The sequence below is a fragment of the Streptomyces pinistramenti genome (assembly GCF_020564935.1).
Lineage (GTDB): Bacteria > Actinomycetota > Actinomycetes > Streptomycetales > Streptomycetaceae > Streptomyces > Streptomyces pinistramenti.
Genome location: NZ_JAJCXB010000081.1, coordinates 1 through 23,335, shown reverse-complemented (window position 1 = coordinate 23,335; position 23,335 = coordinate 1). Strand labels below are relative to the sequence as shown.

General features: G+C 71.2%; 26 protein-coding genes. 9 read left to right on the top strand and 17 right to left on the bottom strand.

What is annotated here, in order from left to right; genetic code table 11:
• Positions 1-40: 40 nt before the first annotated feature.
• The 4 genes from LIU39_RS32210 to LIU39_RS32195 form a co-directional block, all read right to left on the bottom strand.
• Positions 41-1,279: an NADH-quinone oxidoreductase subunit E gene (locus LIU39_RS32210; protein WP_308409443.1), complete on the bottom strand. Its 1,239-nt coding sequence runs from the start codon at positions 1,277-1,279 to the stop codon at positions 41-43.
• A gap of 85 nt (positions 1,280-1,364) precedes the next feature.
• The gene (locus LIU39_RS32205) at positions 1,365-1,928 is read right to left on the bottom strand and encodes a DUF6114 domain-containing protein (protein WP_227050491.1); all 564 of its coding nucleotides are present in this window, start codon (positions 1,926-1,928) and stop codon (positions 1,365-1,367) included.
• Between the two features lie 136 nt (positions 1,929-2,064).
• On the bottom strand, positions 2,065-2,682 hold the full coding sequence (locus LIU39_RS32200; protein ID WP_227050490.1) for a DUF6230 family protein: 618 nt from the start codon (positions 2,680-2,682) through the stop codon (positions 2,065-2,067).
• Between the two features lie 593 nt (positions 2,683-3,275).
• The gene (locus LIU39_RS32195; RefSeq protein ID WP_227050489.1) at positions 3,276-4,250 is read right to left on the bottom strand and encodes a tetratricopeptide repeat protein; all 975 of its coding nucleotides are present in this window, start codon (positions 4,248-4,250) and stop codon (positions 3,276-3,278) included.
• A gap of 338 nt (positions 4,251-4,588) precedes the next feature.
• Between LIU39_RS32195 and LIU39_RS32190 the strand changes: the two genes are divergently transcribed.
• Positions 4,589-5,224 carry a TetR/AcrR family transcriptional regulator gene (locus LIU39_RS32190; protein ID WP_227050488.1) on the top strand — a complete coding sequence of 212 codons (636 nt, stop codon included), beginning with the start codon at positions 4,589-4,591 and terminating at the stop codon, positions 5,222-5,224.
• 10 nt (positions 5,225-5,234) lie between these two features.
• On the opposite strand, the gene LIU39_RS32185 is transcribed toward LIU39_RS32190, so the two are convergent.
• Both LIU39_RS32185 and LIU39_RS32180 read right to left on the bottom strand, forming a co-directional pair.
• Entirely contained in the window at positions 5,235-6,251 is a 1,017-nt protein-coding gene (locus LIU39_RS32185) for a GDP-mannose 4,6-dehydratase (RefSeq protein ID WP_227050487.1), read from the bottom strand.
• A gap of 28 nt (positions 6,252-6,279) precedes the next feature.
• Positions 6,280-7,443 carry a UDP-N-acetylglucosamine--N-acetylmuramyl-(pentapeptide) pyrophosphoryl-undecaprenol N-acetylglucosamine transferase gene (locus tag LIU39_RS32180; RefSeq protein ID WP_227050486.1) on the bottom strand — a complete coding sequence of 388 codons (1,164 nt, stop codon included), beginning with the start codon at positions 7,441-7,443 and terminating at the stop codon, positions 6,280-6,282.
• Between the two features lie 63 nt (positions 7,444-7,506).
• Here LIU39_RS32180 and LIU39_RS32175 point away from each other — a divergent pair, with 63 nt between their 5' ends.
• Positions 7,507-8,298 carry a response regulator transcription factor gene (locus tag LIU39_RS32175; protein WP_227050485.1) on the top strand — a complete coding sequence of 264 codons (792 nt, stop codon included), beginning with the start codon at positions 7,507-7,509 and terminating at the stop codon, positions 8,296-8,298.
• Positions 8,295-9,692 carry a sensor histidine kinase gene (locus LIU39_RS32170; protein ID WP_227050484.1) on the top strand — a complete coding sequence of 466 codons (1,398 nt, stop codon included), beginning with the start codon at positions 8,295-8,297 and terminating at the stop codon, positions 9,690-9,692. The genes LIU39_RS32175 and LIU39_RS32170 overlap by 4 nt, the downstream gene beginning before the upstream one ends.
• A 42-nt stretch (positions 9,693-9,734) precedes the next feature.
• Here the strand turns inward: LIU39_RS32170 and LIU39_RS32165 are convergent, their stop codons facing one another.
• The 4 genes from LIU39_RS32165 to LIU39_RS32150 all read right to left on the bottom strand — a co-directional run bounded on the left by LIU39_RS32165 (position 9,735) and on the right by LIU39_RS32150 (position 12,820).
• Positions 9,735-10,829, bottom strand: a complete 1,095-nt coding sequence (locus tag LIU39_RS32165) for an alpha/beta fold hydrolase (RefSeq protein WP_227050483.1) — start codon at positions 10,827-10,829, stop codon at positions 9,735-9,737.
• A gap of 155 nt (positions 10,830-10,984) precedes the next feature.
• Entirely contained in the window at positions 10,985-11,338 is a 354-nt protein-coding gene (locus tag LIU39_RS32160) for a hypothetical protein (protein WP_227050482.1), read from the bottom strand.
• 47 nt (positions 11,339-11,385) lie between these two features.
• Positions 11,386-12,399 carry a WXG100-like domain-containing protein gene (locus LIU39_RS32155; protein WP_227050481.1) on the bottom strand — a complete coding sequence of 338 codons (1,014 nt, stop codon included), beginning with the start codon at positions 12,397-12,399 and terminating at the stop codon, positions 11,386-11,388.
• A gap of 76 nt (positions 12,400-12,475) precedes the next feature.
• Complete coding sequence (locus LIU39_RS32150; protein ID WP_227050480.1) at positions 12,476-12,820, bottom strand: WXG100 family type VII secretion target; 345 nt, start codon at positions 12,818-12,820, stop codon at positions 12,476-12,478.
• Between the two features lie 190 nt (positions 12,821-13,010).
• On the opposite strand from LIU39_RS32150, the gene LIU39_RS32145 reads away from it, so the two are divergent.
• Entirely contained in the window at positions 13,011-13,634 is a 624-nt protein-coding gene (locus LIU39_RS32145) for a hypothetical protein (RefSeq protein WP_227050479.1), read from the top strand.
• Positions 13,635-13,682: 48 nt separating this feature from the next.
• On the opposite strand, the gene icmA is transcribed toward LIU39_RS32145, so the two are convergent.
• From icmA to LIU39_RS32120, 5 genes are all read right to left on the bottom strand, one after another.
• Positions 13,683-15,383, bottom strand: a complete 1,701-nt coding sequence (gene icmA / locus LIU39_RS32140; RefSeq protein ID WP_227050478.1) for a coenzyme B12-dependent isobutyryl-CoA mutase large subunit — start codon at positions 15,381-15,383, stop codon at positions 13,683-13,685.
• A 176-nt stretch (positions 15,384-15,559) separates the two neighbouring features.
• Positions 15,560-15,892 (bottom strand): DUF3817 domain-containing protein, encoded by a 333-nt coding sequence (locus LIU39_RS32135; protein ID WP_227050477.1) that lies wholly within the window; start codon positions 15,890-15,892, stop codon positions 15,560-15,562.
• 142 nt (positions 15,893-16,034) lie between these two features.
• Positions 16,035-16,547, bottom strand: a complete 513-nt coding sequence (locus tag LIU39_RS32130) for a MarR family winged helix-turn-helix transcriptional regulator (RefSeq protein WP_227050476.1) — start codon at positions 16,545-16,547, stop codon at positions 16,035-16,037.
• Positions 16,548-16,645: 98 nt separating this feature from the next.
• Positions 16,646-16,966: an MTH1187 family thiamine-binding protein gene (locus LIU39_RS32125; protein WP_227050475.1), complete on the bottom strand. Its 321-nt coding sequence runs from the start codon at positions 16,964-16,966 to the stop codon at positions 16,646-16,648.
• Positions 16,963-17,307 (bottom strand): DUF3817 domain-containing protein, encoded by a 345-nt coding sequence (locus LIU39_RS32120; RefSeq protein WP_227050474.1) that lies wholly within the window; start codon positions 17,305-17,307, stop codon positions 16,963-16,965. The genes LIU39_RS32125 and LIU39_RS32120 overlap by 4 nt, the downstream gene beginning before the upstream one ends.
• Before the next feature lie 182 nt (positions 17,308-17,489).
• Here LIU39_RS32120 and LIU39_RS32115 point away from each other — a divergent pair, with 182 nt between their 5' ends.
• From LIU39_RS32115 to LIU39_RS32100, 4 genes are all read left to right on the top strand, one after another.
• Entirely contained in the window at positions 17,490-18,128 is a 639-nt protein-coding gene (locus tag LIU39_RS32115; protein WP_227050473.1) for an AIM24 family protein, read from the top strand.
• The gene (locus LIU39_RS32110; RefSeq protein ID WP_227050472.1) at positions 18,128-18,778 is read left to right on the top strand and encodes an AIM24 family protein; all 651 of its coding nucleotides are present in this window, start codon (positions 18,128-18,130) and stop codon (positions 18,776-18,778) included. The genes LIU39_RS32115 and LIU39_RS32110 overlap by 1 nt, the downstream gene beginning before the upstream one ends.
• The gene (locus LIU39_RS32105; RefSeq protein ID WP_227050471.1) at positions 18,775-19,548 is read left to right on the top strand and encodes an AIM24 family protein; all 774 of its coding nucleotides are present in this window, start codon (positions 18,775-18,777) and stop codon (positions 19,546-19,548) included. Before LIU39_RS32110 ends, LIU39_RS32105 begins: the two co-directional genes overlap by 4 nt.
• Before the next feature lie 170 nt (positions 19,549-19,718).
• The gene (locus LIU39_RS32100; protein ID WP_227050470.1) at positions 19,719-20,195 is read left to right on the top strand and encodes a MarR family winged helix-turn-helix transcriptional regulator; all 477 of its coding nucleotides are present in this window, start codon (positions 19,719-19,721) and stop codon (positions 20,193-20,195) included.
• 40 nt (positions 20,196-20,235) lie between these two features.
• Here the strand turns inward: LIU39_RS32100 and LIU39_RS32095 are convergent, their stop codons facing one another.
• Together LIU39_RS32095 and LIU39_RS32090 are read right to left on the bottom strand one after the other, a co-directional pair.
• Entirely contained in the window at positions 20,236-21,645 is a 1,410-nt protein-coding gene (locus LIU39_RS32095; protein ID WP_227050493.1) for a sensor histidine kinase, read from the bottom strand.
• Positions 21,646-21,649: 4 nt separating this feature from the next.
• On the bottom strand, positions 21,650-22,363 hold the full coding sequence (locus tag LIU39_RS32090; protein ID WP_227050469.1) for a response regulator transcription factor: 714 nt from the start codon (positions 22,361-22,363) through the stop codon (positions 21,650-21,652).
• Between the two features lie 111 nt (positions 22,364-22,474).
• On the opposite strand from LIU39_RS32090, the gene LIU39_RS32085 reads away from it, so the two are divergent.
• On the top strand, positions 22,475-23,203 hold the full coding sequence (locus LIU39_RS32085) for a PepSY domain-containing protein (protein WP_227050468.1): 729 nt from the start codon (positions 22,475-22,477) through the stop codon (positions 23,201-23,203).
• The last annotated feature ends 132 nt before the right edge of the window (positions 23,204-23,335 follow it).

Here is a 23,335-nt window from a genome sequence, read left to right as displayed (position 1 = left end):
CCCTTCGAGGGGACGCCCCACCGCCGTTGTTGCAGCCCGCTCAGTCGGTGATGTTCTGGTGCATGCCCGGGACGTGCAGGGTGCCGCCGAACTGGCCGGCCTGCGCGATCTTCACCTTGGTGAAGTACGCGAACGGGACGTTGATGGGCGGCGGGTGCTCCGGGTCGAAGACGATCGGGATCAGCCCGAAGAGGTTGCCCTCAAGACGTTCCGTGTACATCGTGACCTGGCCGTCGCGGATCGTCGACGTCGAGCCCTTGGCGGCCTGGACGTGGTACTTCTTGCCGTTCGGGCCCGCCACGATCTGGTGCAGATCGCCGATGTCGACGCTGCCCGCCGTGAACTTCAGGGCCTGCTTGGTCCGCCCGTCCGGCGTCTTGAGGTTGACCACGCCCTTGTAGTCCAGGTCACGCAGGGTCAGCGCGCTGGACTCCAGCTGCCAGGGCTCGTTCGGGACCGTGCCGGGCGGCTGCTCGTCGCTGCCGTCCGACTTCTTCTGCACGACGCACGGGAACGGCTTCTTGCCGTCCTCGTCCGCCGTGCCGGCCGACGGCGAGGGCAGCGCCTGATCGGCCTTCTCCTTGGCGTCCTTGGCATCCTTGGCGAGCTTGTCCGCGGTGCCTGCCGCCTTCTCGGCGGTCTCGCCGAGCTTGTCCACCGTGTCCTTGACCGGGTCGGCGCCCTTGCCCGCGTGCGGGGCCGCGTCGTCCTTCGTGGACGTGCCGTCCGTGGACTTCGGTGCGGTGGCGGTGCCGGACGGCGAGGCGCCGGGCGAGGCGGTGGCCCCGTCGTCGGCCTTGTCGTCGGCCTTCTCCTGCGCCTTCTTCGGATCGAGGGCGTCCTCGATCTTCTTGCCGACGCCCAGCGGGTCGTACCAGGGGTTGTCCTCGTCCGCCGTCGCGGAGGGCGAGGCACTGTCCGACGGCTCGGCCGACGGCGTGGGGCTTTCGCTCTTGTCCTTCGACGCGGACGGCGAGGGCGAGGGCGACGCCCCGGCATCGCCGGACGGGGTGGCATCCGGCTCCTTGTCCCCTGACGCCTCCTTCTTCTCCGCCGCTTCCTTCGCCGCCTCGGCTTCCTTCTTGGCCTTCTCGGCCTTGGCGGCCTTCTTCGCCGCCTGCGCTTCCTGCTCCTGCTGGTCCGGAGCGCTCACGCACGGGCCGTCCTTGAAAGGGCTCTTGGGCGCCTGCTTGGCCATCGCCAGCTGGGGCGTCAGACCCATGCCCATGAGTACGGCCGACGGCATCGCGGCGATGGCAATCGCCTTGCCCGCTGGCACATGGAACCGCGTCAGCAGCGGCTTCCTCGGTGCCGCGTGCCTCGGCCCGGATCTCGCCCCGGCGGCTGCGTTCTCGTGCAGCTCGTCACCCGGCACGGTGCCTCCCGTTCGTTCCGTTGGTCGGGCTCGTTCCTGACAGGTCGTCCAGTGCGTTGCCCGATCCCGGACCGGCGCCGGCCGTGGCGGGTTCCGTGTCGCCCAGTGGTCCGCCGGACCGCCCGCGCGCAGGCGTGCCGGCGTCGCCTCCGGCCGTCCTGGCCGGAGCCCAGGAGACCGCGAGCGCCCCGCCGATCAGCCCCAGCAGGAAGCCGACCAGGAAGGCGCCGAAGTTCGAGACGACCAGGGAGACGAGTGACAGCAGAATCGCCGCCACCCCCGCGAAGACGCGCGAGGCCGGCTGGAACCACATGGTCAGGCCGAGCACGACCAGCAGTACGCCGATGATCAGCGAACCGGCGCCGGCGGTGGTGGCCAGGCGGACCGTCAGGGAACCGATCGTGAGATTCGCGTAAGGGATGTACATGATCGGGATGCCGGCCAGCAGAGTCAGGAAGCCGCCCCAGAACGGGCGGTGTCCGCGCCACTCCCGGAACGAAATGCGCTTCCGGCCGATGGTCTCGATCAGCCGTGGTCGCGTGTCGGCGCTCATGTGGTACAGCTCCTCGGGACTGGCAAATCGGTGGTTCTGAGCGGAATGCGTACTGCACGGCACTGCCGTCGTACGGGCGCGGGATGCACGGGGCACCGGCCCCGGGAACCCGCCCCGCGCCCGCACGCTCAGCGCGTCAGTAGCACTCGTTCTTGCCCTTGCTGACCTTCATCTGCAGGCCGCTGAGCTTGAACGTGCCGGCGGTGGTCGCCCACGCCGTCTGCTTGACGCCGGTCAGCGTGGCCTTGTCGGCTTCCTGGGCGAACGAGCCGGGGTCGGCCTTGTCGCCCTTCTTCATGCCGGGGCCCTTGGACGTCGACCCCGCGGCAACACCGATGTTGATGTTCTTGAAGGTCGCGTCGGCGTCCAGCTGGTCCAGGTCGATGTAGAGGTTCTTCGCCTGGACCGGCGTGTCACCGCCACCGGCCATCAGCTTCATCGACACATCGCCGAACACCGGGACCGGCACGACGACCGACTGGCACAGGTTCTTGATCTTGGCGTCGGTGAACGCCGAGACCGCCACCGGAACCTGCTTGCCGTTCTTCTGGGCGTCGACGGCTCCGTACTGGACGAACCCGGTGGCGTCCAGCCGGTCGGTGCTGACCTTGAACTGCTGACCGGACACGCTGAACGATGCCGCGAGCGCGCCCTGCGAGAGGGCGACGCCTATCGCGGCAGTCGCCGCGACACTCGGCACCATGACGACGGCGAACCGCTTCCATCTGGTCCCGCCACGAGCCAGGGACTCCATGACTTTCCTCCTTCTCGGACGTACATCTCCGGATGCCGACGGTCTCAGGGGGAGAACCGCCGTACCTGGGATGGGAGAAGTGCTACGTCCTCGGGAAGGAGAGCGCCCGTACTCGGAGGCGCGTGACGTTTCCGAATACCGGCGATCACCCCCGAGCGACAACCACTGGCCACGCTCTCGCGCAACCTCCGGACAGGCTCTGCCGGTTGGGCAAAGACCCCCCTGTCCACGGCCGGCAGCACTGCCGCCGGCCACTCGGTGGGGTTCCATCGGGCCCGCGGCGCCAACTGGATGCCGGGCTGCGGGAATGGACCGAGCGTGGCCGATCGTGGTGCATTCCACGCCGCCGCACAAGGGGTTCGTTACTTGCGAGTAACGGACAGATAACCGGACTGCGACCGGCTGATATCGCACGGGTACGCAGGGTCGTCGCTCACAGCGAAGAGACATGGGGCAATTGCGGACACACAACTACGCAACACCCCACGGGACTTACTCCAAGTAACAGCGGCCACGTTTGCCAAGATTTGGCAAAGCGTGGCCGCTGTTCCGTTTGCCTCCACGGCACACGGCAGGACAGGAGTGAGAGAACGTCAGAAGAGCACCCGGGCCAGCGCGGTACGCGCCGACGTCACCCGCGGGTCGTCCGTCCCGATCACCTCGAACAGTTCGAGCAGCCGCACCCGGGCCGCCTCGCGGTCGTCACCGAAGGACCGCTTCACCGCGTCGACCAGCCGGCTGAAGGCGTCCTCGACATGCCCGCCGACCAGATCGAGATCGGCCGCCCGGATCTGCGCCTGCACATCGGCCGGGTTGTCCGCGGCCTCCTTGCGGACCTCGGCGGGGACCAGATCCTGTACCCGGCGCAGCAGTTCGGCCTGCGCCAGGCCCAGCTTCGCCTCGGGGTTGGCCGGATCGTCGGACAGGACGTTCTTGTATGCCTGGACGGCACCGCCCAGATCGCCGGAATCCAGCGCCTGGTTGGCGGCCTCCAGCGCGGCGTCGTACGGACCCGCGGGCACCGGCGCCTCGTCCGGCACGTCCTGGACATCCGCCGTCTGCGGGTCGATGGGCGCGCCCACGATGCCGAACTGCTGCTCGGCGGCCTGCACCAGCTGGTCGAGCACCTGGCGGATCTGCGCCTCGGGGGCCGCGCCCTGGAACAGCGGGATCGGCTGGCCGGCGACGACCGCGAAGACCGCGGGGATGCCCTGCACACCGAACTGCTGGAAAAGCATCTGGTTCGCGTCGACATCGATCTTGGCGAGCACGAACGTGCCGGCGTACTCGCCCGCCAGGCGCTCCAGCAGCGGACCCAGCTGCTTGCACGGCTCGCACCACTCGGCCCAGAAGTCGATGACGACCGGAACCTCTGTGGAGCGCTGCAGGACGTCCAGCTGGAACCCTGCTTCGTCGACGTCGAACACCAACGGGGCACCGCTCACGGGCGCCTCGCCCGTGCGGGCCGCGTCGGCGCGCGCCTGCTCCGCCTTCTGCTTCGCTTCCCCGGCCGCCTTCACCGCTGCGAGGTCGACGACTCCACTCATGGACATGTTGCGTGGCTGCATGGGTCCATCCTCCCCCCTGCGCGGTCCGTTCCGGAAAGCGATGCGGAAAATCCGGCCCGCCCGGCGGCCGCGGATCCTCCTCCGGGCACCCCGGCCGTCCGTACGCTCCGCCGGAATGCCGGCGTACGTCCGGGCCTGGCGCCCGCTGCGGCCCCCGAAAGGGCCGCCCCTGCACGGCCGTAGGTCCCCACCCAGGCCAGTGATCGTCGCTCTTACGCTACGACCCGTAGCGTAACTGTTCGGGGTCCTGGCCCGGCACCCCTCCCAGGAACCGCGGGCCGTGATCTGTCTCACGGGCCGCACCTTCCGGCCGCTTACCGGCCGGTATGGTCGCCCGCATGCCGCACTCCGCCCGCCCCCACAAGGCCCGCACCGGTCGCCCCCGCAGCGCCGAGACCGACCGCGCGATCCTCGACGCGACCCGGGCCGCCCTCGTCGACCTGGGGTGGGGAAAGCTCAGCATGGGCGATGTGGCGGCCCGTGCCAAGGTGGCCAAGACGACGCTCTACCGGCGCTGGGCCAACAAGAACGAACTGGTCGTGGACGCCGTCGCCGTCCTCTTCGACGAACTCGAACTCCCCGACAGCGGCTGCCTCCAGGCCGACATCGAGGGCGTCACGCTCCAGTTCGGCGCGCTCCTGGAACGCCCCGAGACCAAGACCGCGCTGATGGCCGTCGTCGCCGAGTCCACGACGGACGCGGCGCTGCGCGAGCGGATCCGCACCGCCATCGTGGACCGGCAGATGCGGCTGGTGGTCCTGGGCCGCGAGCGCGCCCAGGCCCGCGGCGAACTGCCGCCCGACGCCCCGGGCCCTGAAGGCGCGCGGGCATCGGCGGACGCGGTGGGCCTGATCTTCGACGTCATCGCCGGCGCGATCGTGCACCGCACCCTGGTCAGCGCCGAGCCGGTGGACGACGCCTGGGCCCACCGGCTCGCGACCGTGCTGATGCAGGGGCTGACGGGGCTGGGCTGACGGCCGCCGCTCAGACCTGGTAGCGGTCCGCCCGGAACAGCCGCAGATTCGCAGCGACCCACTCCGACGTCCGCTCCAGCCCCTCCTCCAGGGACACTTCGGGCCGCCAGCCGGCCCACTCGCGGGCCCGGGAGTTGTCCGACAGCAGCCGCTCGACCTCGCTGCCCGAAGGCCGCAGCCGCCCGGCGTCCACCACCACCTCGGCCTCCCGGCCGGACGCCGCGATCAGCGCCTCGGCGAGCGCGCCGATGGCGATCTCCCGGCCGGTGCCGAGGTTGACGACGTGCCCCAGCGCCCGGTCGCAGTCGGCCATCGCCAAGAAGCCCGCCGCGGTGTCCGTGACGAAGGTGAAGTCCCGGGTCGGGGTGAGCGAGCCGAGCTTGATCTGCCGTGCGCCCGCGTGCAGTTGGGCCAGGATCGTGGGGATCACGGCGCGGGCCGACTGCCGCGGCCCGTAGGTGTTGAACGGACGGACGACCGTCACCGGCAGCTCGAAAGCGTGCCGGTGCGACAGCGCCAGCATGTCCGCGCCGATCTTCGAAGCGGAGTACGGCGACTGCGGCTGGAGCGGGTGGTCCTCGGAGATCGGCACGGTCAGCGCGGTCCCGTAGACCTCACTGGTGGAGGTGTGCACCAGGCGCCGCACCCCGTGCCGGCGGCACGCCTCGGCGACGTTCTCGGTGCCGACGACGTTCGTCTGGACGTAGGCACCGGGCGAGTCGTAGCTGTACGGGATCCCGATCAGCGCGGCCAGGTGGAAGACCGTGTCGCAGCCGGCCACCGCGTCCATCACCCGGCCCGCGTCCCGCACATCGCCCGCCAGCATCTCGACGGCACCGCCCGGCGCCAGGTGATGGGCCAGGTGCCCCTTCTCCGCGTACGGCTTGTAGTGCACCAGGGCGCGCACCTCCGCGCCCCGCTCGACGAGCAGATCCACCAGCGTCGAGCCGATGAACCCCTCGGCGCCGGTGACCAGAACCTTGCGGCCCTGCCACTGCCGGGTGTCGCTGTTGCCGTTGCTGCTCATGCTGACTCCTTCATCGGATTCATCGGATTCATCGGACGGATATCGGGTGGGTGAGGTGGTGCGGCTGCGGGTGACCGGCCAGGGCCAGGGCCTTGGCGGCCAGCAGGTCGGCGGCGCGGCTGTGGGTGCCCGGGTCGGCGGCCGCGCCCATCGCCGCGAGCCGGGCCGGATCGGCCAGCAGCGGGCCGGTCAGCGCGTCGAGCCGCTCCGCCGAGGTCTCCGCGTCGGCGAGCAGCAGTGCCGCCCCGGCGTCGGAGAGCACCCGTGCGTTGTGCGTCTGGTGGTCGCCCGGCGCGTGCGGGTAGGGCACGAGGACGGCCGGCATGCCGATGGTGGCCAGCTCCGCGACGGTCGCCGAGCCGGCCCGGCACACCACCAGATCGGCGGCGGCGTAGGCGAGGTCCATCCGGTCCAGGTACGGCACCGCGTCGGCCACCGCAGCACCGCCGTTCGCGGCCAGCCGCGCCCGGGTCTCCTCCAGGGCCGCGGGCCCGGTCTTGATCAGCAGCCGCAGATCCGTACGGCCGCGGTACCGGGCGGCCAGCCCCACCGCTGCCTCGGTGAGCCGGGCGGCACCCAGACTGCCGCCGTTGACCAGCAGCAGCCGCACCCCGTCCGGAACGCCCAGCTCCCGGCGCGCGGCCGGCCGCAGCGCCGCACGGTCCAGCCCGGCCAGCGGCCCGACCAGCGGCATCCCGACCGTCTCCGCCCGCTCACCGCCCGCCAGATACGGGCGGCTGCGGTCGAAGGCCAGGGCCAGGTGCGGGGTGAGGCGGGCGGCGAACTTGTTGGCCCGGCCCGGCACCGCGTTGGACTCGTGGACCAGGCTCGGCAGCCCGGCAAGCCGCGCCCCGACGATGACCGGCGCGCTCGGGTAGCCGCCCATGCCGACGGCCACCCGGGCGCCCTGCTCCTTGAGAATCGCGCGGCACTGGGCGCCCGACTTCAGCAGCGCGGCCGGCAGCAGATAGCGGCGGGCGCCGAGCGACGGGTCGAAGGGGATCATGTCGACGGTGTGCAGCCGGTATCCGGCCTGCGGGATCAGCCGCGTCTCCAGGCCGCGCTCGGTCCCGACGAAGGAGATCACCGCGTCGGGTACGGCCCGGCGGAGCGCGTCGGCGAGGGCGAGTCCGGGGTAGATGTGGCCGCCGGTGCCGCCCGCACCGATCACGACGGAAAGTGGTGTGCGCATGGCCGCCACGCTCGCGATACGCCCTAAGAAGCTTCTAAGAGCACGGTTTGGCAGCCTGGTCCCATGCCGTCAACGCCGTCCCCGCAGCCCGTGCCGCACCGCCCCGGTCACCCGCCGTCCGCGGCGGAGCCCGCCCCTGCACCGTCCACGGCCTCCGGGCCGGGCGCAGCCTCCGGCCCGAAGATCCTCGTCGTCGACGACCAGCCGGAGGTGCGCGCCGCCGTCGAGGACGGGCTCACCGTCGAGGGCTACACGGTGCGCGGCGCGGCCGACGGTCTCGCGGCGCTCTCCGAGGTCGCCGCCTGGCAGCCGGACGCGCTCGTCCTGGACGTGATGATGCCGGTCCTGGACGGCCTCGCGGTCTGCCGCAGGCTGCGCGCGCTGGACGACCGCACACCGATCCTGGTGCTGACCGCGCTGGACTCGGTCAGCGAGCGGGTGGACGGCCTGGACGCCGGTGCGGACGACTACCTCGTCAAGCCCTTCGCGCTGGACGAACTGGTCGCACGGGTACGGGCGTTGCTGCGCCGGGCCGCCGCCGGCACCGCCGACGACACCGCCCTGTCCTTCGCCGACCTCGTCGTCGACCCGGTCACCCGCACCGGACACCGCGCGGGCCGCCCGCTGGAGTTCAGCCGCACCGAATGGGCACTGCTGGAACTCCTGCTGCTGCACCCGGGGCAGGTGATGCCGCGCGAGGTGATCCTGGAGCGGGTGTGGGGCCGCGACTTCGGGCCCGACTCCAACTCGCTCGCCGTCTATGTCGGTTACCTGCGCCGCAAGCTGGAGGCCGGCGGCGAATCCCGCCTCGTGCACACCGTGCACGGCGTCGGCTACCGCCTGGACCGCGCGTGAGCGGCAGCCGCGGCATCGGCGCCCGCTGGCGGCGGCGCCGGCCCCTGCGGGCGCGGCTCGCGCTGGCCGCTTCGGCCGCGGTGGCGCTGGTCGCCGTCGGCGTCTGCGCGGCCGCGTTCCTGATCATCCGCGTCCAGATGACCCGCCAGCTCGACCTGAGCCTGTCGCAGACGGCCGGCCAGGTGAGCAAGGAACGGCGCGACTGGGGGCCGACAGCGAGCGACGACTCCTGCCGCTACCGGGCCGTGCCGTGCGTCCAGATCGTGCCGTCCGACCCGGCCCGCGACCCGCGCGGGCGCTACGCTCTGCCGGTCGGCGAGGCCACCCGGCAGGTCGCGGGCGGGCACCGTGCCGCGTACTACAGCAAGCTGACGGTCGGCGGGAAGCCGGTCCGGATGTTCACCACCCGCCTGCCGGGCAAGCAGGAGGCGCTCCAGGTCGCGCTGCGCTCGGACACCGTGGAGCGGGGCGTCGGGCAGGCCGCGTGGGCGCTGTCCGTGGTCGGCGCCGCCGGTGTGCTGCTGGCCGCCGGGCTCGGCTACTGGGTCTCCCGCACCGGCCTCGCGCCGGTCGCCCGGCTGACCGCGACCGCCGAACGGATCGCGGCCACCCGCGACGCCCGGCACCGCATCGAACTCCCCGCAGGACCGGCCGGCCGCGAGGACGAGGTGACCCGGCTCGCCGCCAGCTTCAACGTCATGCTCGGCGAGCTGGAACAGTCCGTCGCCGCACAGCGCCGGCTGGTCGCGGACGCCTCGCACGAGCTGCGCACCCCGCTCACCGCGCTCCGCACCAACGCCGAACTCCTCGCCCGCTCGGCCCGGTTGACCGAGGCGCAGCGCGAGCGGGCGGCCGCGGCGCTGGGCCGGCAGCTGCGCGAGGTCACCACCCTCGTCAACGACCTGATCGAGCTGGCCCGCGACGAGGAACCGCAGCCGCTGGTGGAGCAGGTACGGCCGGCCGCGCTGCTGGAACACGCGGTCGGCGCGGCCCGCGAGCACTGGCCGCAGATCGCCTTCGAACTCCACACCGACCCGGCGGCCGCCGATGTCACCGTCCCGGGCGTACCGGCCCGCCTGGCGCGGCTGCTGTCCAACCTCCTGGACAACGCGGCGAAGTTCTCCCCGCCCGGCGGCCCGGTGACCGCCGCTCTCGCCTCCGTACCCGGCGGCGTGGAACTGACCGTCCGCGACCACGGGCCCGGCATCGCGGCCGCCGACCTCCCGCACGTCTTCGACCGCTTCTACCGCGCCGACGCGGCCCGCGCACTGCCCGGCTCCGGCCTCGGCCTGGCCATGGCCCGGCAGATCGCCCGCGCACACGGCGCGGACCTCACCGCCCAGGCGGCACCGGGCGGCGGTGCACTGTTCCGGATGCGCATGCCGCTTCCCTAGGGCGGATCCGCAGGGCCGGAGCGGCTCCGGGATCTCCCGCCGCTACTTCCGCCAGGCGCAACTCCCCAGCGTGGCCCGCCCGTCGGCCACCATCCGGTCCGCTGCGGCGGCCGGAACCATGCCGCTGTGGCCCCGGCGGCAGACGACCGTACGGTCCCCGTACCCGGCGAGGTCGACCAGGATCTGGTCCCAGTGCCGGTACTGCACATCGTGCCCGGAATCGGCGTAGCTGCGGACCCGCGGCGTGCCCGGCAGGTGCGCCTTCCAGGTCGCGAGGGTGCTGGGCGGCACGGTGGTGTCCTTCTTGCCGCTGTAGAGGTACACCGGCGCGGTCAGCCGTGACAGGTCGGGGCCCGGACGCCCGCAGTAGAGCTTCTGCTCGTGCACCTGCGGCGCCGGATCGGCCTTCTGGCCACGCTGGTTGTAGGTCCTGGCGCCCTCTTCGTACGCGGTGTCGGCGAAGCCGGGGATCTGCTGCGTCGGGCTGTCGTCGGGGAAGGCCCACCACTTGCGCGGGTCGGCGATCTGGCCCTCGACCTCCTTGGCGAGCGCGTCGTCGCTCAGCCCGCAGTAGTCCGGCTGCGCGCCGTAGGGCGGGAGCGCGGCGGCCAGGTGCAGCGCCCGGATCCGGCCCGGCGCCCGCGCCGCCAGCTCCGCCGCGTACGGGCCGCCGCCGGAGATGGCGACCACGGTGACCTTGCCGACCCCGATGCGGTCCAGGACCTGCAAGGCGTCATCGGCGAAGTCGGCCTTGCCCAGCTTCGGATCGTACGCCGTGTCGCCGAAGCCGTTGCGTTCGACGGATATCAGCCGCAGCCGCAGCGATGCGCGGGTGCTGCGGAAGAAGTCGGTCATGTGGGCGGCCCGTGCGCTGGTGCCGGTCCCGCCGATGAACAGCACCGGACGGCCGTCCCGCGGGCCCTCGTCGATGTAGTGCGCGGTGCGCCCCGAGGCCAGCCGCGCGGCCTCGACCGCGGGCCCGAGCGAGTCGAAGTCGTCCTGGACGCGGGGCCGGTGGGCGTCCGCGGCGTGCGGGGCGGACGGCGGTGTCGCACCGGCGGCGACGGACCCGCCGAGCAGCACCGCCGCGAGGGCGGCTGCGGACGTCGCGAGCGCGGTGCGGGCTGATCTCTTCACAGGTACTCCCGGTCATTCGAGGCGGCAGGACTGCGTCCGCCTACCCCGAACTCCCGGGAAAACGCCTGGTCGAGGGCGATCCGCGGGACGGAGTGCCGGTCAGAGGGCGCCGGTTGGCGCCGATGTCCGCCCTCTTGGCGGGCCGCTGCCGTGGGTCACCTGCCGGTTGCGGCGGGGCCGGGGCGGGGCTGCTCGTCGGGGTCCTGGGCGGCCTGCGCCCGCACGGCCTGGCGGTCCTGCGGGGACATCGACCGCCAGCTGTCGCTGATACCGGCCAGCCCTTCGGTGAGCGCGCGGTGACCGGCCGGATCGTCGAGCACGTCCTTCAGCTCCAGCCGGCCGCCGAGCATCTTGCGCGCGAGGTCCTGGAGGGCGGGCGGCGTGGCCGGATTGTTCCGCACGGCCCGGAGTGAACGGGTGAGGTGCTCGTTCTGCTCCTGCGACAGGTCCGGCTCCTCGACGGGGTGGTCCCGCTCGCCCGGAGCCGTCGCATCATTCCTGCTGTTCATGGGGGAAGGTCCTCTCGACGGGCATCGGTACGGCTGCCGGTACGGCGTCAGCCGAAGGCGTCGCGGGCCCGGTCGGCCTCGTCCTGACCGCTACGGGTGGTGGGGGCGGGGGGCGGGGCGGGGGCCCGGGTGGCCGTGCGGACCGCCGGCGCCGGGCCGCCGCCTGAGCCGCCACCGGCTTCGTCGCCCGATGTGCCCTCGTCCGCCGGCGTCCTGTCCTTCGTGACCATGCCGCCGATGGTCTTCGCCCCGTCGACGGTCTCCTCGTGGCCCTTCCAGACCTGCTTGCCGCCCTCGGCGAAGTCGCCCTCGGCGATCTTCCCGGCGCCCTGGGCCATGTCGTAGGCGCCGGTGCCGACCTTGCCGATCTCCTTGCCCTTGTCCGTGACGGCCTTGCCCGCCGCGTCCAGCGCGTCCTGGGGGGAGAAACCGTCCCGCGCCCCGTAGTGGTTCTCGATGCCCTGCGAGACGAGGTTCTGGGCGACGCCCTTGGCCATGTCCTTGCCCGCGTCCTTGAGCAGGTCCACGACGATCTCCCTGACGGCCTTCGCCGCCTTCTTCTCGACCGCTTCGGTGATCTTCTGCACGATCTTCTGCTCGGCCTCGTCCAGGATCCGGCGGACGATCATCCGGGTCGTCTGGGTGGCCGCCGCCGCCCCGACCTCGGAGGCACCCAGCGTGACCGGCGCCGCGGCCTGGGCCGCCGCGATCTCGATCGCGAGGGCGATGAGCTGGGCGATGACCGCGAGCTTCAGGACCATGACGATCGTCGCCACCGCGTTGAGCGCAAAGGCCAGCAACTCGGCCGCCGCGATGACTTCGTCGAGATGGCCGTCGCCGCCGGCGAACTTCTTCCAGGCGTTGTCGAACGCTTCGACGGCCTCACCGGAATTGGCACCACGCACCGCGTTGGCGGCCGTGACACCGTCCGACCGGTACCGGCGCACGGACGCGGCGAAGGCGCTCCAGCCCTCGGCCGCCTCCCGCATCTTGTCCTCGTCCACATTGGGCCACTGAAAGCCCAGCAGATCGAGAATCCAGTCGACCTCGGACGGCAGCATGATGGCCAAGGTGTGTCACTCCCCGGGAAACGGGTGATCGATCGGGTGTGGGGCGGCGTGCCGAACGGAACCGACGTCACAGGCGGAGATCGGGGCGGCCGGCCGCACAGGCGGTGAGGGTGTCGTGCTGGTCCTGCTCCGTCAGGTCGTAACGGGTGCCCATCGCTGTGAGGTTGGACCCGATCTTCGACAGCGCCTCACCGAGGTGCGGCATCGACTCGACAATTCCTTCGCACACCGGCCCGTAGAGATCGTTGAAGGTGCCGATGAAGTCATCGCTGCCCCAGGTTTCTCCGGGTTCACCGCCCACCGCTGACTTCAGCTTCTCGGCCGCGTCGGAGAATCCGGTGCCGATGTCCGAAAAAGCGGCGCCCTGTGTCTTGAGAACGGCCGGATCGACGTCGTAACCGGAACTCGACATGCGTCCCCCTGGAATATCCACGCACCGGGATGAAAATTACGTGGCGTACCCTATCCCACGCCCTGCCTCACGCCGACGCGAGCGGCGGCAGGACAGAGCGAACTCACGCTCGCCGACTGCCTGTTGAGCCGGGACGCGAACAGACAGCCGCCACGTTCCTTCAATTCATCCGGAAGAGGGAAATACACCCATGCCCCCGTCTCCGCTCTTCGCCACGGCCAAGCGAATTCTGGTGCAATGCGGACTCGCCGTGGCGGCGGTGGCCATTTTGCTGACCGGCTCCGTATTCACCGTCAAGGCGCTGACCGGAGGCGGCTTCATCGGAACGCACGGGATCTTCACGGTAAATGCCTGTTCCGTGCATGTTTCCCACAGTTCCGGATCGCGCCACGGCCCCTCGGCATCCCACGAGTACGACTGCACGGGCAATTTCCGCGCGGGAGACGGAACGTTCACCGACGACCACGCCACCGTGGACAGCGTCGAACAGAACTACCCAGGGGGCACGCTGCTCCCGGCCGAGGGCCGGCCCGGCAACGCCCTCATCGAGGAGCTGACCGGGGGTTCCTACACCCTTGCCGACACCGGCGCGGTCACGAAGTACCTCCTGTACGCCTTCACGGCCCTCCTCCTGGGCGCACTCCTGGCGTTCGGCCTGCTGGCCGTCGACTGGAAGGACTCCCGCCCCGAGAGCGGCTCCTGGCAGGCGGTCGGGCGGGCGGCCAGGGCCAAGCGGGGGCGGCTGATCACCGCGGCGGTGTTCGCAGTGGCCCTCGTCATCCTCCCCGCCACCGTCCTGGCCCTCACCGGCTGATCGCAAGGACTGACCGGCAAGGGCCCGGCCGGCACCGGGCCCGGCCCCTCAGAACCCCGCCGGCTCCGTATAGACCCCCCACTCGTCCCGCAGCACCCCGCAGATCTCGCCGAGCGTCGCCTCGGCGCGTACGGCCTCCAGCATCGGCTCGATCATGTTGCTGCCGTTGCGGGCCGCGGCGAGCATCGCCTGGAGTGCGGACCGCACCCGGGTGTCGTCCCGGGCCGCCTTGCGGTCGGTGAGTGCCTGTACCTGGTCCCGTTCGACTTCGTGGCTGACCCGCAGGATCTCCAGGTCGCCGGTGACCGAGCCGTGGTGGCAGTTGACGCCGACGACCCGCTTGTCGCCCTTCTCCAGGGACTGCTGGTAGCGGAAGGCGGATTCGGCGATCTCGCCGGTGAACCAGCCGTCCTCGATGCCGCGCAGGATGCCGGAGGTGACCGGGCCGATCGGGTGCTTGCCGTTCGGCACCGCCCGCGCCCCGCGCTCCTTGATCTGCTCGAAGATCTTCTCGGCGTCCGCCTCGATCCGGTCGGTCAGCGCCTCGATGAACCACGAACCGCCCAGCGGGTCCGCGACGTTGGCGACGCCGGTCTCCTCCATCAGCACCTGCTGGGTGCGCAGCGCGATCTCGGCGGCCTGTTCGCTGGGCAGCGCGAGGGTCTCGTCGAGGGCGTTGGTGTGCAGCGAGTTGGTGCCGCCGAGCACGGCGGCCAGCGCCTCGACGGCGGTGCGGACGACGTTGTTGTACGGCTGCTGGGCGGTCAGCGAGACACCGGCGGTCTGGGTGTGGAACCGCAGCCACTGCGCCTTCTCACTGCTCGCGCCGTACACGTCACGCATCCAGCGGGCCCAGATCCGGCGCGCGGCACGGAACTTGGCGATCTCCTCGAAGAAGTCGAGGTGCGCGTCGAAGAAGAAGGACAGGCCGGGCGCGAAGGTGTTGACGTCCAGGCCGCGGGAGAGTCCCAGCTCGACGTAGCCGAAGCCGTCGGCGAGGGTGTACGCCAGCTCCTGCGCGGCCGTCGCCCCGGCCTCGCGGATGTGGTAGCCGGAGACCGAGAGCGGCTTGTACGCGGGGATGCCCTGCGCGCAGTGCTCCATGAGGTCGCCGATCAGCCGCAGATGGGGCTCGGGCGGGAACAGCCACTCCTTCTGGGCGATGTACTCCTTGAAGATGTCCGTCTGGAGCGTGCCGTTGAGCACGCCCGGGTCGATGCCCTGCCGCTCGGCGGCGACCAGGTACATGCAGAAGACGGGCACGGCGGGCCCGCTGATCGTCATCGACGTCGTGACGTCGCCCAGCGGGATGTCCCGGAACAGCACCTCCATGTCGGCGGCGGAGTCGATGGCGACGCCGCAGTGGCCGACCTCGCCGAGCGAGCGCGGGTCGTCGGAGTCCCGCCCCATCAGCGTCGGCATGTCGAAGGCGACGGAGAGGCCGCCGCCGCCCGCCTCCAGGATCATCTTGTAGCGCTCGTTGGTCTGCTCGGCGTTGCCGAAGCCCGCGAACTGGCGGATGGTCCAGGTCCTGCCGCGGTAGCCGGTCGGGTACAGGCCGCGGGTGAAGGGGTACTCGCCCGGCCACCCGATCCGCTCGAAGCCGTCGACGGTGTCCCCGGGGCGCGGCCCGTAGACCGGCTCCACCGGATCGCCGGAGAGCGTGCTGAAGTCCGCATCGCGGGTGCGGGCGGAGTCGTACCGGGCCTGCCAGCGACGGCGGCCTTCTTCGATCGCGTCGGCGTCCATACCCACGAATTTACTAGGACGTCCTAGTAATTGTCGATGGCCAAGGGGTACCGCCGCGAGCCGGGCGGGAACGCGACGGCGCTCCAGGGCCGCCAGGAAGGCCGCCGAGACCCCCTGAACAGCACAAACGCGCCCGTCCCCGGGAAGGGATGGGCGCGTGGCGGGTGTGGCGGCCGTCAGACCTTGACGGGCTGCGGCGCGGCATCCGCGAGCAGCGGCCCGACGTCGCGGACGACCTTGCGCTCGACGAAGAACGCAGCGGTCGGGATGGTGCCGGCGATCAGCACCCACAGCAGCTTGCCGAACTTCCACTTCGCCTTGGAGCCCAGGTCGAAGGCGACGACGAGATAGACGATGTAGAGCACGCCGTGGATCTGGGAGACGACGAGGGTGAGGTCCTTACCCGTGTCGAAGCCGTACTTGGCCACCATGCAGGCGCACAGGATGAGGAGCATGACGGCGGTGACGTAGGCCATCACGCGGTAGCGGGTCAGCACGCTCGGTTTCATGGCTACGAGCGTAACCGTCCGAAAAACCCCCGCGGACACGGGGCGCAAGTCCACGGTGTCCTGCACATGATCCAACTCGTCGGACCAGCCCGCACACGCGGAGCACAGGCACACCGAACCGCAGGAATCGCAAGCCCGGCGCTCAGCCCTTGTCCTCGAAATCCCCCGCCGCCACCCGCAGCGGCCGCAGCATCGCGAAGATCTCCCCGCACTCCTCGGCGTCGTACGCGCCGAGCCCGAAGTCCATCGTCATCAGGTCACGGGTGGCCGCGTCGCACACCTCGCGCCCCTTGTCGGTGATCGACGCGAGGGTGCCCCGTCCGTCGTTCGGGTTCGGCCGCTTGGCCACCAGGCCGGACCGCACCAGCCTGTCGACGGTGTTCGTCACCGAGGTCGGGTGCACCATCAGCCGCTCGCCGATCTTCGACATCGGCAGCTCGCCGGCCTTCGAGAAGGTGAGCAGCACCAGCGCCTCGTAGCGCGCGAACGTCAGCCCGTACGGCTTGACCACCGCGTCCACTTCGGACAGCAGGATCTGGTGGGCCCGCATGACCGAGGTGATCGCGGCCATCGACGGCACGGCACCCCAGCGCTGCTGCCACAACTCGTCGGCGCGGGCGATGGGATCAAAAGCAAGACTGAGCGGCTTCGGCACGCAGCCGACCCTACCCGGCGGTCATATGGCGGTCAGCCACGTCTCGGATTCCGGGCAGGGACGGCATCCCGGCACACGGACGGCGCCGGGTCCTGCGGTCAGCTCGTGGACTCCGCCGTGGACTCCCCCGCGGCGAGATACCGCTCCACGGTCTCCACCTTCGACGTCAGTCCGTCCGTCACACCCGGCCGGATGTCGGCCTTCAGGACGAGCGAGACCCGTCCCGCACGTGCCTCGACGGCCGCCACCGCGCGCTTGACGACGTCCATCACCTCGTCCCACTCGCCCTCGACCGAGGTGAACATGGCGTCGGTGCGGTGCGGCAGGCCGGAGTCCCGGACGACCCGTACCGCGTCGGCCACGTATTCCCCGACGTCCTCGCCGACACCCAGCGGGCTCACCGAAAAGGCGACGATCATGCGTTGACCGTTCCTTCCCTGCGCGCGCGGGCGGCGATGACCGAGCTCTCGGCCTCCCGCTTGAGCTTGCGCTCGGCGAAGAATCCGCCGGTGGGCAGCACGGAAAGGATGAAGTAGAGCGCGGCGGTCTTCAGGTTCCACTTGGTGCGGTTCCAGGCGTCGAGCCAGAAGACGACGTACAGGACGAACAGCACGCCGTGCACCATGCCCATGACCATGACGCCGTCGAAGCTGGTGGTGCGCTTGAGCACCGAGCAGCACAGCAGGAGGAGGAAGGAAATCGCCTCGGGGGCGGAGACCAGGCGGAGCCGGTGCAGGGCGGCGGCGGTCTTGATGTCCACGGGAACCTCGTTCGGGTGGCAGGGGGAGTCAGCACAGCTTGTGCAAGAGTTCACAAGCTGTGGTCCATTGTTACAGCCGTCTCCGCGATCACCGCGTCGGGGGCGGGTCGGGGTCGAGCCCGGGACGGTTCAGGGCCGGCGGGCCTCCCACGGCGGCCCCTTCGCCGACTACGGTCACAGACGTGGCTCAGTTTCGGCTCCAGGGGAGCAAGGTGCTCGCCGTCGACATGACGGGCGATGCCGTCAAGGCGAAGAACGGCGCGATGGTCGCCTACGACGGCCAGATGTCGTTCAAGAAGATGACCGGCGGCGGTGAGGGGCTGCGGGGCATGGTCACCCGGCGCCTGACCGGTGAACAGATGGCCGTGATGGAGGTGAAGGGGAAGGGCACCTGCTATTTCGCCGACCGCGCGAGCGAGATCAACCTCGTGCAGCTGCACGGCGAGAAGCTGTTCGTCGAGGCGAGCAATCTGCTGTGCACGGACGCCGCGCTGCGGACGGGCACGACGTTCACCGGCCTGCGCGGCGCCTCGCAGGGCAACGGCCTGTTCACCACCACCGTCGAGGGCAGCGGCCAGGCCGCGCTCACCTCCGACGGCCCCGCGGTGGTGCTGCGGGTCACCAGGGAGTACCCGCTCCAGGTCGACCCGGGCGCGTACATCGCGCACACCGGCAATCTCAAGCAGCACTTCCAGTCCGGGGTGAACTTCCGCACGTTCATGGGCGAGGGATCGGGCGAGGCGTTCCAGATCCGTTTCGAGGGCGAGGGCCTGGTGTACGTACAGCCCAGCGAGCGCAACACCATCGGCGGTGAGGTCTGATGCCGTTCACGGTGCTCAACTCGCGCATGGTGGAGGCCGGGGTCGGGCCGGGCGAGCGGCTGTTCAGCCAGCGCGGCGCGATGCTCGCCTACCGCGGCGAGGTCTCCTTCACGCCCAACATCCAGGGCGGTCAGGGCGGCATCGGCTCGATGATCGGCCGCCGGATCGCCAACGAGGCGACGCCCCTGATGACCGTGGAGGGCAACGGCTCGGTGATGTTCGGGCACGGCGGGCATCACGTCCAGGTCATCGACCTCGCGGGCGAGACCCTGTACGTCGAGGCCGACCGGCTGCTGGCCTTCGACGGCACCCTCCAGCAGGGCACGATGTTCATGGGCTCGCAGGGCGGGGTGATGGGCATGGTGCGCGGCCAGGTCACCGGCCAGGGCCTGTTCACCACCACCCTCAAGGGCCACGGCTCGGCCGCGGTGATGGCCCACGGCGGCGTCATCGAGCTGCCGATCACCCCGCAGCACGCAGTCCACGTCGACCCGCAGGCGTACGTCGCCCACCGCGGCGAGGTGCGCAACAAGCTGTCCACCGCCCTCGGTTGGCGCGAGATGGTCGGCCGCGGCTCGGGCGAAGCCTTCCAGCTGGAACTGTCGGGCCAGGGCACCGTGTACGTACAGGCGTCGGAGGAGAAACTGTGACCGGTCCCGTCATCCACGACGTCCATACGCTCCCGGGCAACGACAACGTCAATCCGTACGCCTTCAGCGTGGATCTGCAAGGGCAGTGGTTCCTGCAGAAGGGGAAGATGATCGCCTACTACGGGCGGATCGAGTTCCACGGCATCGGGCACGGCCGGCTGGACCGGCTCATCTCCACGAGCTTTCATTCGCCCCTGCACGCCGCGGACTGGGTGGTGGCCGAGGGGCAGGGCAAGATGCTCCTCGCGGACCGGGCGTTCGACGTGAACTCCTACGATCTGGACGAGGGCAACCTCACCATTCGCTCCGGCAACTTGCTCGCGTTTCAGCCATCTCTGTCACTGAAGCAGTCGATCATCCCGGGCTTCCTGACCCTGATCGGTACGGGCACGTTCGTGGCCGCGTCCAACGGCCCGGTGGTCTTCGCCGAGCCACCCATCCGGGTGGATCCGCAGGCCCTGGTCGGCTGGGCGGACTGCCCCTCCCCGTGCCACCACTACGACCACCGGTACCTGCGGGGATTCCTGGGCGAGTTGCGGGCGCGCACCGGCATCGGGGGCGCCTCGGGCGAGGAGCACCAATTCGAGTTCGTCGGGGCGGGCACGGTGCTGCTGCAGTCGACGGAGCAGCTCATGCCGGAGCTGGCGACCGGTGAGGTACCGGCGGAACCGGGGGTTCCCGGCGGCGGAAACCACGGCGGGCAAAGTGGCTCACATGTGCCGCAGCTGCCGGGCAACCTCGGTGGCCTCTCGCGTCGCTTCGGGCTGTGAGCGGTAGTCTGCGCACGGCCAGCTCGAACGCCTGACCAACGTCGAGCCGGGATCCACGTCGGGCCGGGACCGGCAACCGCCGCCCCGCCCGGCCCCTTTCCCTTCCTCCTCGATCACGCTTTCTCGCCCTGACTAATTCACTATTCAACTTTCACGGGTAGAATTCCTCCATGACGACCGACAGCGACACCCCCTGGCTGACCGACCAGGAGCAGCGTGCCTGGCGCACTCATCTGGACGTCAGCAGGCTGCTGATGCACCAGCTGGAACGCGATCTCCAGCCGTTCGGCCTGACCAACAACGACTACGAGATCCTCGTCAACCTCTCCGAGGCCGAGGACCGACGGCTGCGGATGAGCGACCTCGCGACCAGCACCCTGCAGTCCAAGAGCCGTCTCTCGCACCAGATCACCCGCATGGAGAACGCCGGTCTCGTCCGCCGCGAGAGCTGCGAGTCCGACCGCCGCGGGCTCTACGCCGTGCTGACCGACGAGGGCTGGGACACCATGCGCCGGGTCGCCCCGCACCACGTCGCCTCGGTGCGCAAACACTTCATCGACCTCTTCGCGCCGGAAAGCCTCGACGCGCTCCGCGCCTCGCTCGCGCCGGTCGCCGAGCATCTGCGGGAGCACCGCGGCAGCCTCTGACCGTCCGCCGCGGCCCGCCCGTCGGGCCGCGCCACCGCCGTCAGTGCGCCACCGGCAGCCGCAGCTCGAAGACCGAGCCCTCGCGTACGCCCAGCGAACCGCCGTGCCGCACCGCCACGTCCCGGGCGATGGCCAGGCCGAGCCCGGCGCCGCCGTCGTCCCGGGCCCGCGCGTCGTCGAGCCGTACGAACCGCTCGAAGATCCGCTCCCGTTCGGCCTCCGGCACTCCGGGCCCGTCGTCGTCGACCCGCAGCGTCACCCACTCCCCCGCGCGCACCAGCTCCACCTGCACCGAGGCGGCGGCGTGCCGCTGTGCGTTGTCCAGCAGATTGCCCAGCACGCGCCCCAACTGGCCACGCGAACCGGACACTTCCGCGGTGTCCAGTCGCCCGATCCGCACCGGAATCCGGTCGCCCACCCGCTGCGAGGTGTCCTCCCGCACCAGCGCGGCCACATCGACCCGGGATCCGGTCGGCTTCTCGCCCGCGTCGAGCCGCGCGAGGAGCAGCAGGTCGGCCGCCAGATGCTGGAGCCGTACGGTGTCCTCGACCGCGCCCGGTACGTCCAGCAACTCCGGGTGTGCGGCGCCCACTTCGAGCTGGGTACGGAGGCTGGCGATCGGGCTGCGCAGCTCGTGCGAGGCGTCGGCGACGAACCGGCGCTGGCGCTCCACGGACGCTTCGAGCGCCGCCAGCGTCTCGTTGGTCGTCCGCGCCAGCCGCCCGATCTCGTCCTGCGCCGCGGGCACCGGCACCCGCCTGCTGAGGTCCGTACTGGCGGTGATCGCGGCCATCTCGCCGCGGATCCCCTCGACCGGCCGCAGCGCCCGCCGGGTGACCAGCCAGGTCACTCCCGCCACGACCAGGAGCAGCAGCGGCAGCCCGATGAGCATCGCGCCGCGCACCGTGCCCACGGCGTCCTGTTCGGGGGTGAGCGCCGAACCGGCCCGCACGGTGACCTTGCGGCCCGTGGTGTCCTTGGCTTCCACGGAGGCGAAGCGGTAGCCCGCCGTCCGGTCGTCCACGGTCGCCGTCCCGTCCCGGAAGTCCACGTCGTCGTCGACCTCGCCGGGCTTCGGGCCGCCCGCGTCCTCATCGTCGTCCGCATCGTCCCCCGACGCGTGCGACCCCGCGCCGTCCGTCCCGTGATCCGGCTTCTCGACCCGCTTCCCGTCGACCGCCCGCACGTCGTCGCCGACCGCCAGCACCCGGCCGTCGTCGTCGGTCACCACCACCGGATGGTCGTCCCCGTCCGGCAGATCGAGATCGCCGCCGACGGACCCGGTGGCGATCCGCTCCGCGACGCCGCGCGCCGCGACCTCGGCCTCCAGGCCCGCCTGGTCGTGCAGATTGCCCCGCAGCACCAGCAGCAGCGCCACCCCGGCCGCGACCAGCGCCAGCGCCACCACCAGCGTCGCGCCGGCCGTCGCCTTGGCGCGTACGGATGCCAGCCGGCTACGCACCGGCCACCAGCCGGTATCCCGCGCCGCGCACCGTGGCGATGTATCCGGCGCCGAGCTTGCGGCGCAGCGCGCTCACGTAGACCTCGATGATGTTCAGGTCGCCCTCGTAGGCGAAGTCCCAGACGTGTTCCAGGATTTCCGGCTTGGACACCACTTCGCCGGCCCGCAGCGCGAGTTGCTCCAGGACCGCGAACTCCTTGGCGGTCAGCGTCACTTCGGCGCCGTCCAGCGTCACCTTGTGCGATCCCTGGTCGATGGTGAGCGGGCCGGCCCGCAGCACCGGCGGCGCGCTCTGCCCGCGCCGCCGCAGCAGCGCCTTGACCCGCGCGACCAGCACCACGTACGAGAACGGCTTGGTCAGATAGTCGTCGGCGCCGGTGTCGAGGCCCTCGGCCTCGTCGTACTCGCCGTCCTTGGCGGTCAGCATCAAGACCGGCACGTCGTCGCCCGCGGCCCGCAGCGCCCCGCACACGCGGTAGCCGTTCAGCCCCGGCAGCATGATGTCCAGCACGATCAGGTCGTAGCCGCCCTCGCCCGCGCGCTGCAGCCCCTCCAGGCCGTCGTGCACGACGTCGACCGCGTACCCCTCGGCCATCAGGCCCTTGGCCAGCGACAGCGCCAGCCGCTTCTCGTCCTCCACGATCAGCAGGCGGGAGGGGCGGCGCGCGGCGCCTGCGGGGTGGTAGGAGGTGACCGGTGGGAGCATGCGCCCCAGCTTGCCACCCCGTTCCTGAAGCGTTCTTCAGGGACCTTCAGCTTGGCTTCAGCTTCGTTCAGCCACTGTGTGGTCACTGCCGAACACAGGGGAGAACACACCATGAAGCGCCACATCCTCATCGCCACCGCCGCCGCTGCCGCCCTCATCGCCGGAGGCACCGCGACCGCCGTCGCCGTCAACGGCTCCGAAGGCCCCGGCAGCCCGCAGTCCGGGGCGCAGACCTCGGCGCAGCTCGCGGCGAAGGCCGGCGGCACGGGCGCCGACGGCCGTCAGGCCCACAACGCCGCCGACGGCCGCTCCAGCATCCCGATGCAGGATCACGACGAGGACGGCCAGGAGGATGTCCGCGAGGCCGCCGCCGCCAAGGTGAGCGCCCCGCAGGCCGCCGCTGCCGCGCTGAAGGCCGTCCCGGGCACGGTGACCGGCCTCGACCTGGACGCCGACCGTCCGGGCCTGGTCTGGGACGTGGACCAGCTCGGCAAGGACGGCAGGTGGCACGAGCTGACCCTCGACGCGGGCAACGCCCGGGTGCTCAACCAGCACGTCGACCACGAGGACGACGACCACGGCCAGGGTCAGGTCAGGAGCCGGCTGAAGGGCGCGACGACGGACGCCGCCGGCGCCGCCCGTACCGCCGCCGCGGGCCACGGCACCGTGACGTCCGTGGACCTGGACGACGACCACCGCGCGAAGGCCGTCTGGGAGGTCGAGACCGTGACCAAGGACGGCAAGGAGCACGACCTCCTGGTCGACCCGCAGTCCGGTGCCCTGACCGCCGCTCCGGCGCACGGCGCGGACGACGACGACAACGGCGGCCAGGACGACTGACCGGTCCCTGCCGGCCCGGCCGCTTCGGGCCCCGCACCCTAAGCGGCCTGGCACGTGAACCGGCGAACCCCGGGTGTGGGCCCCGGGGTTCGCCTCCGTCGGTTGTGGGCGTGGCCGGATACGGCCACGCGA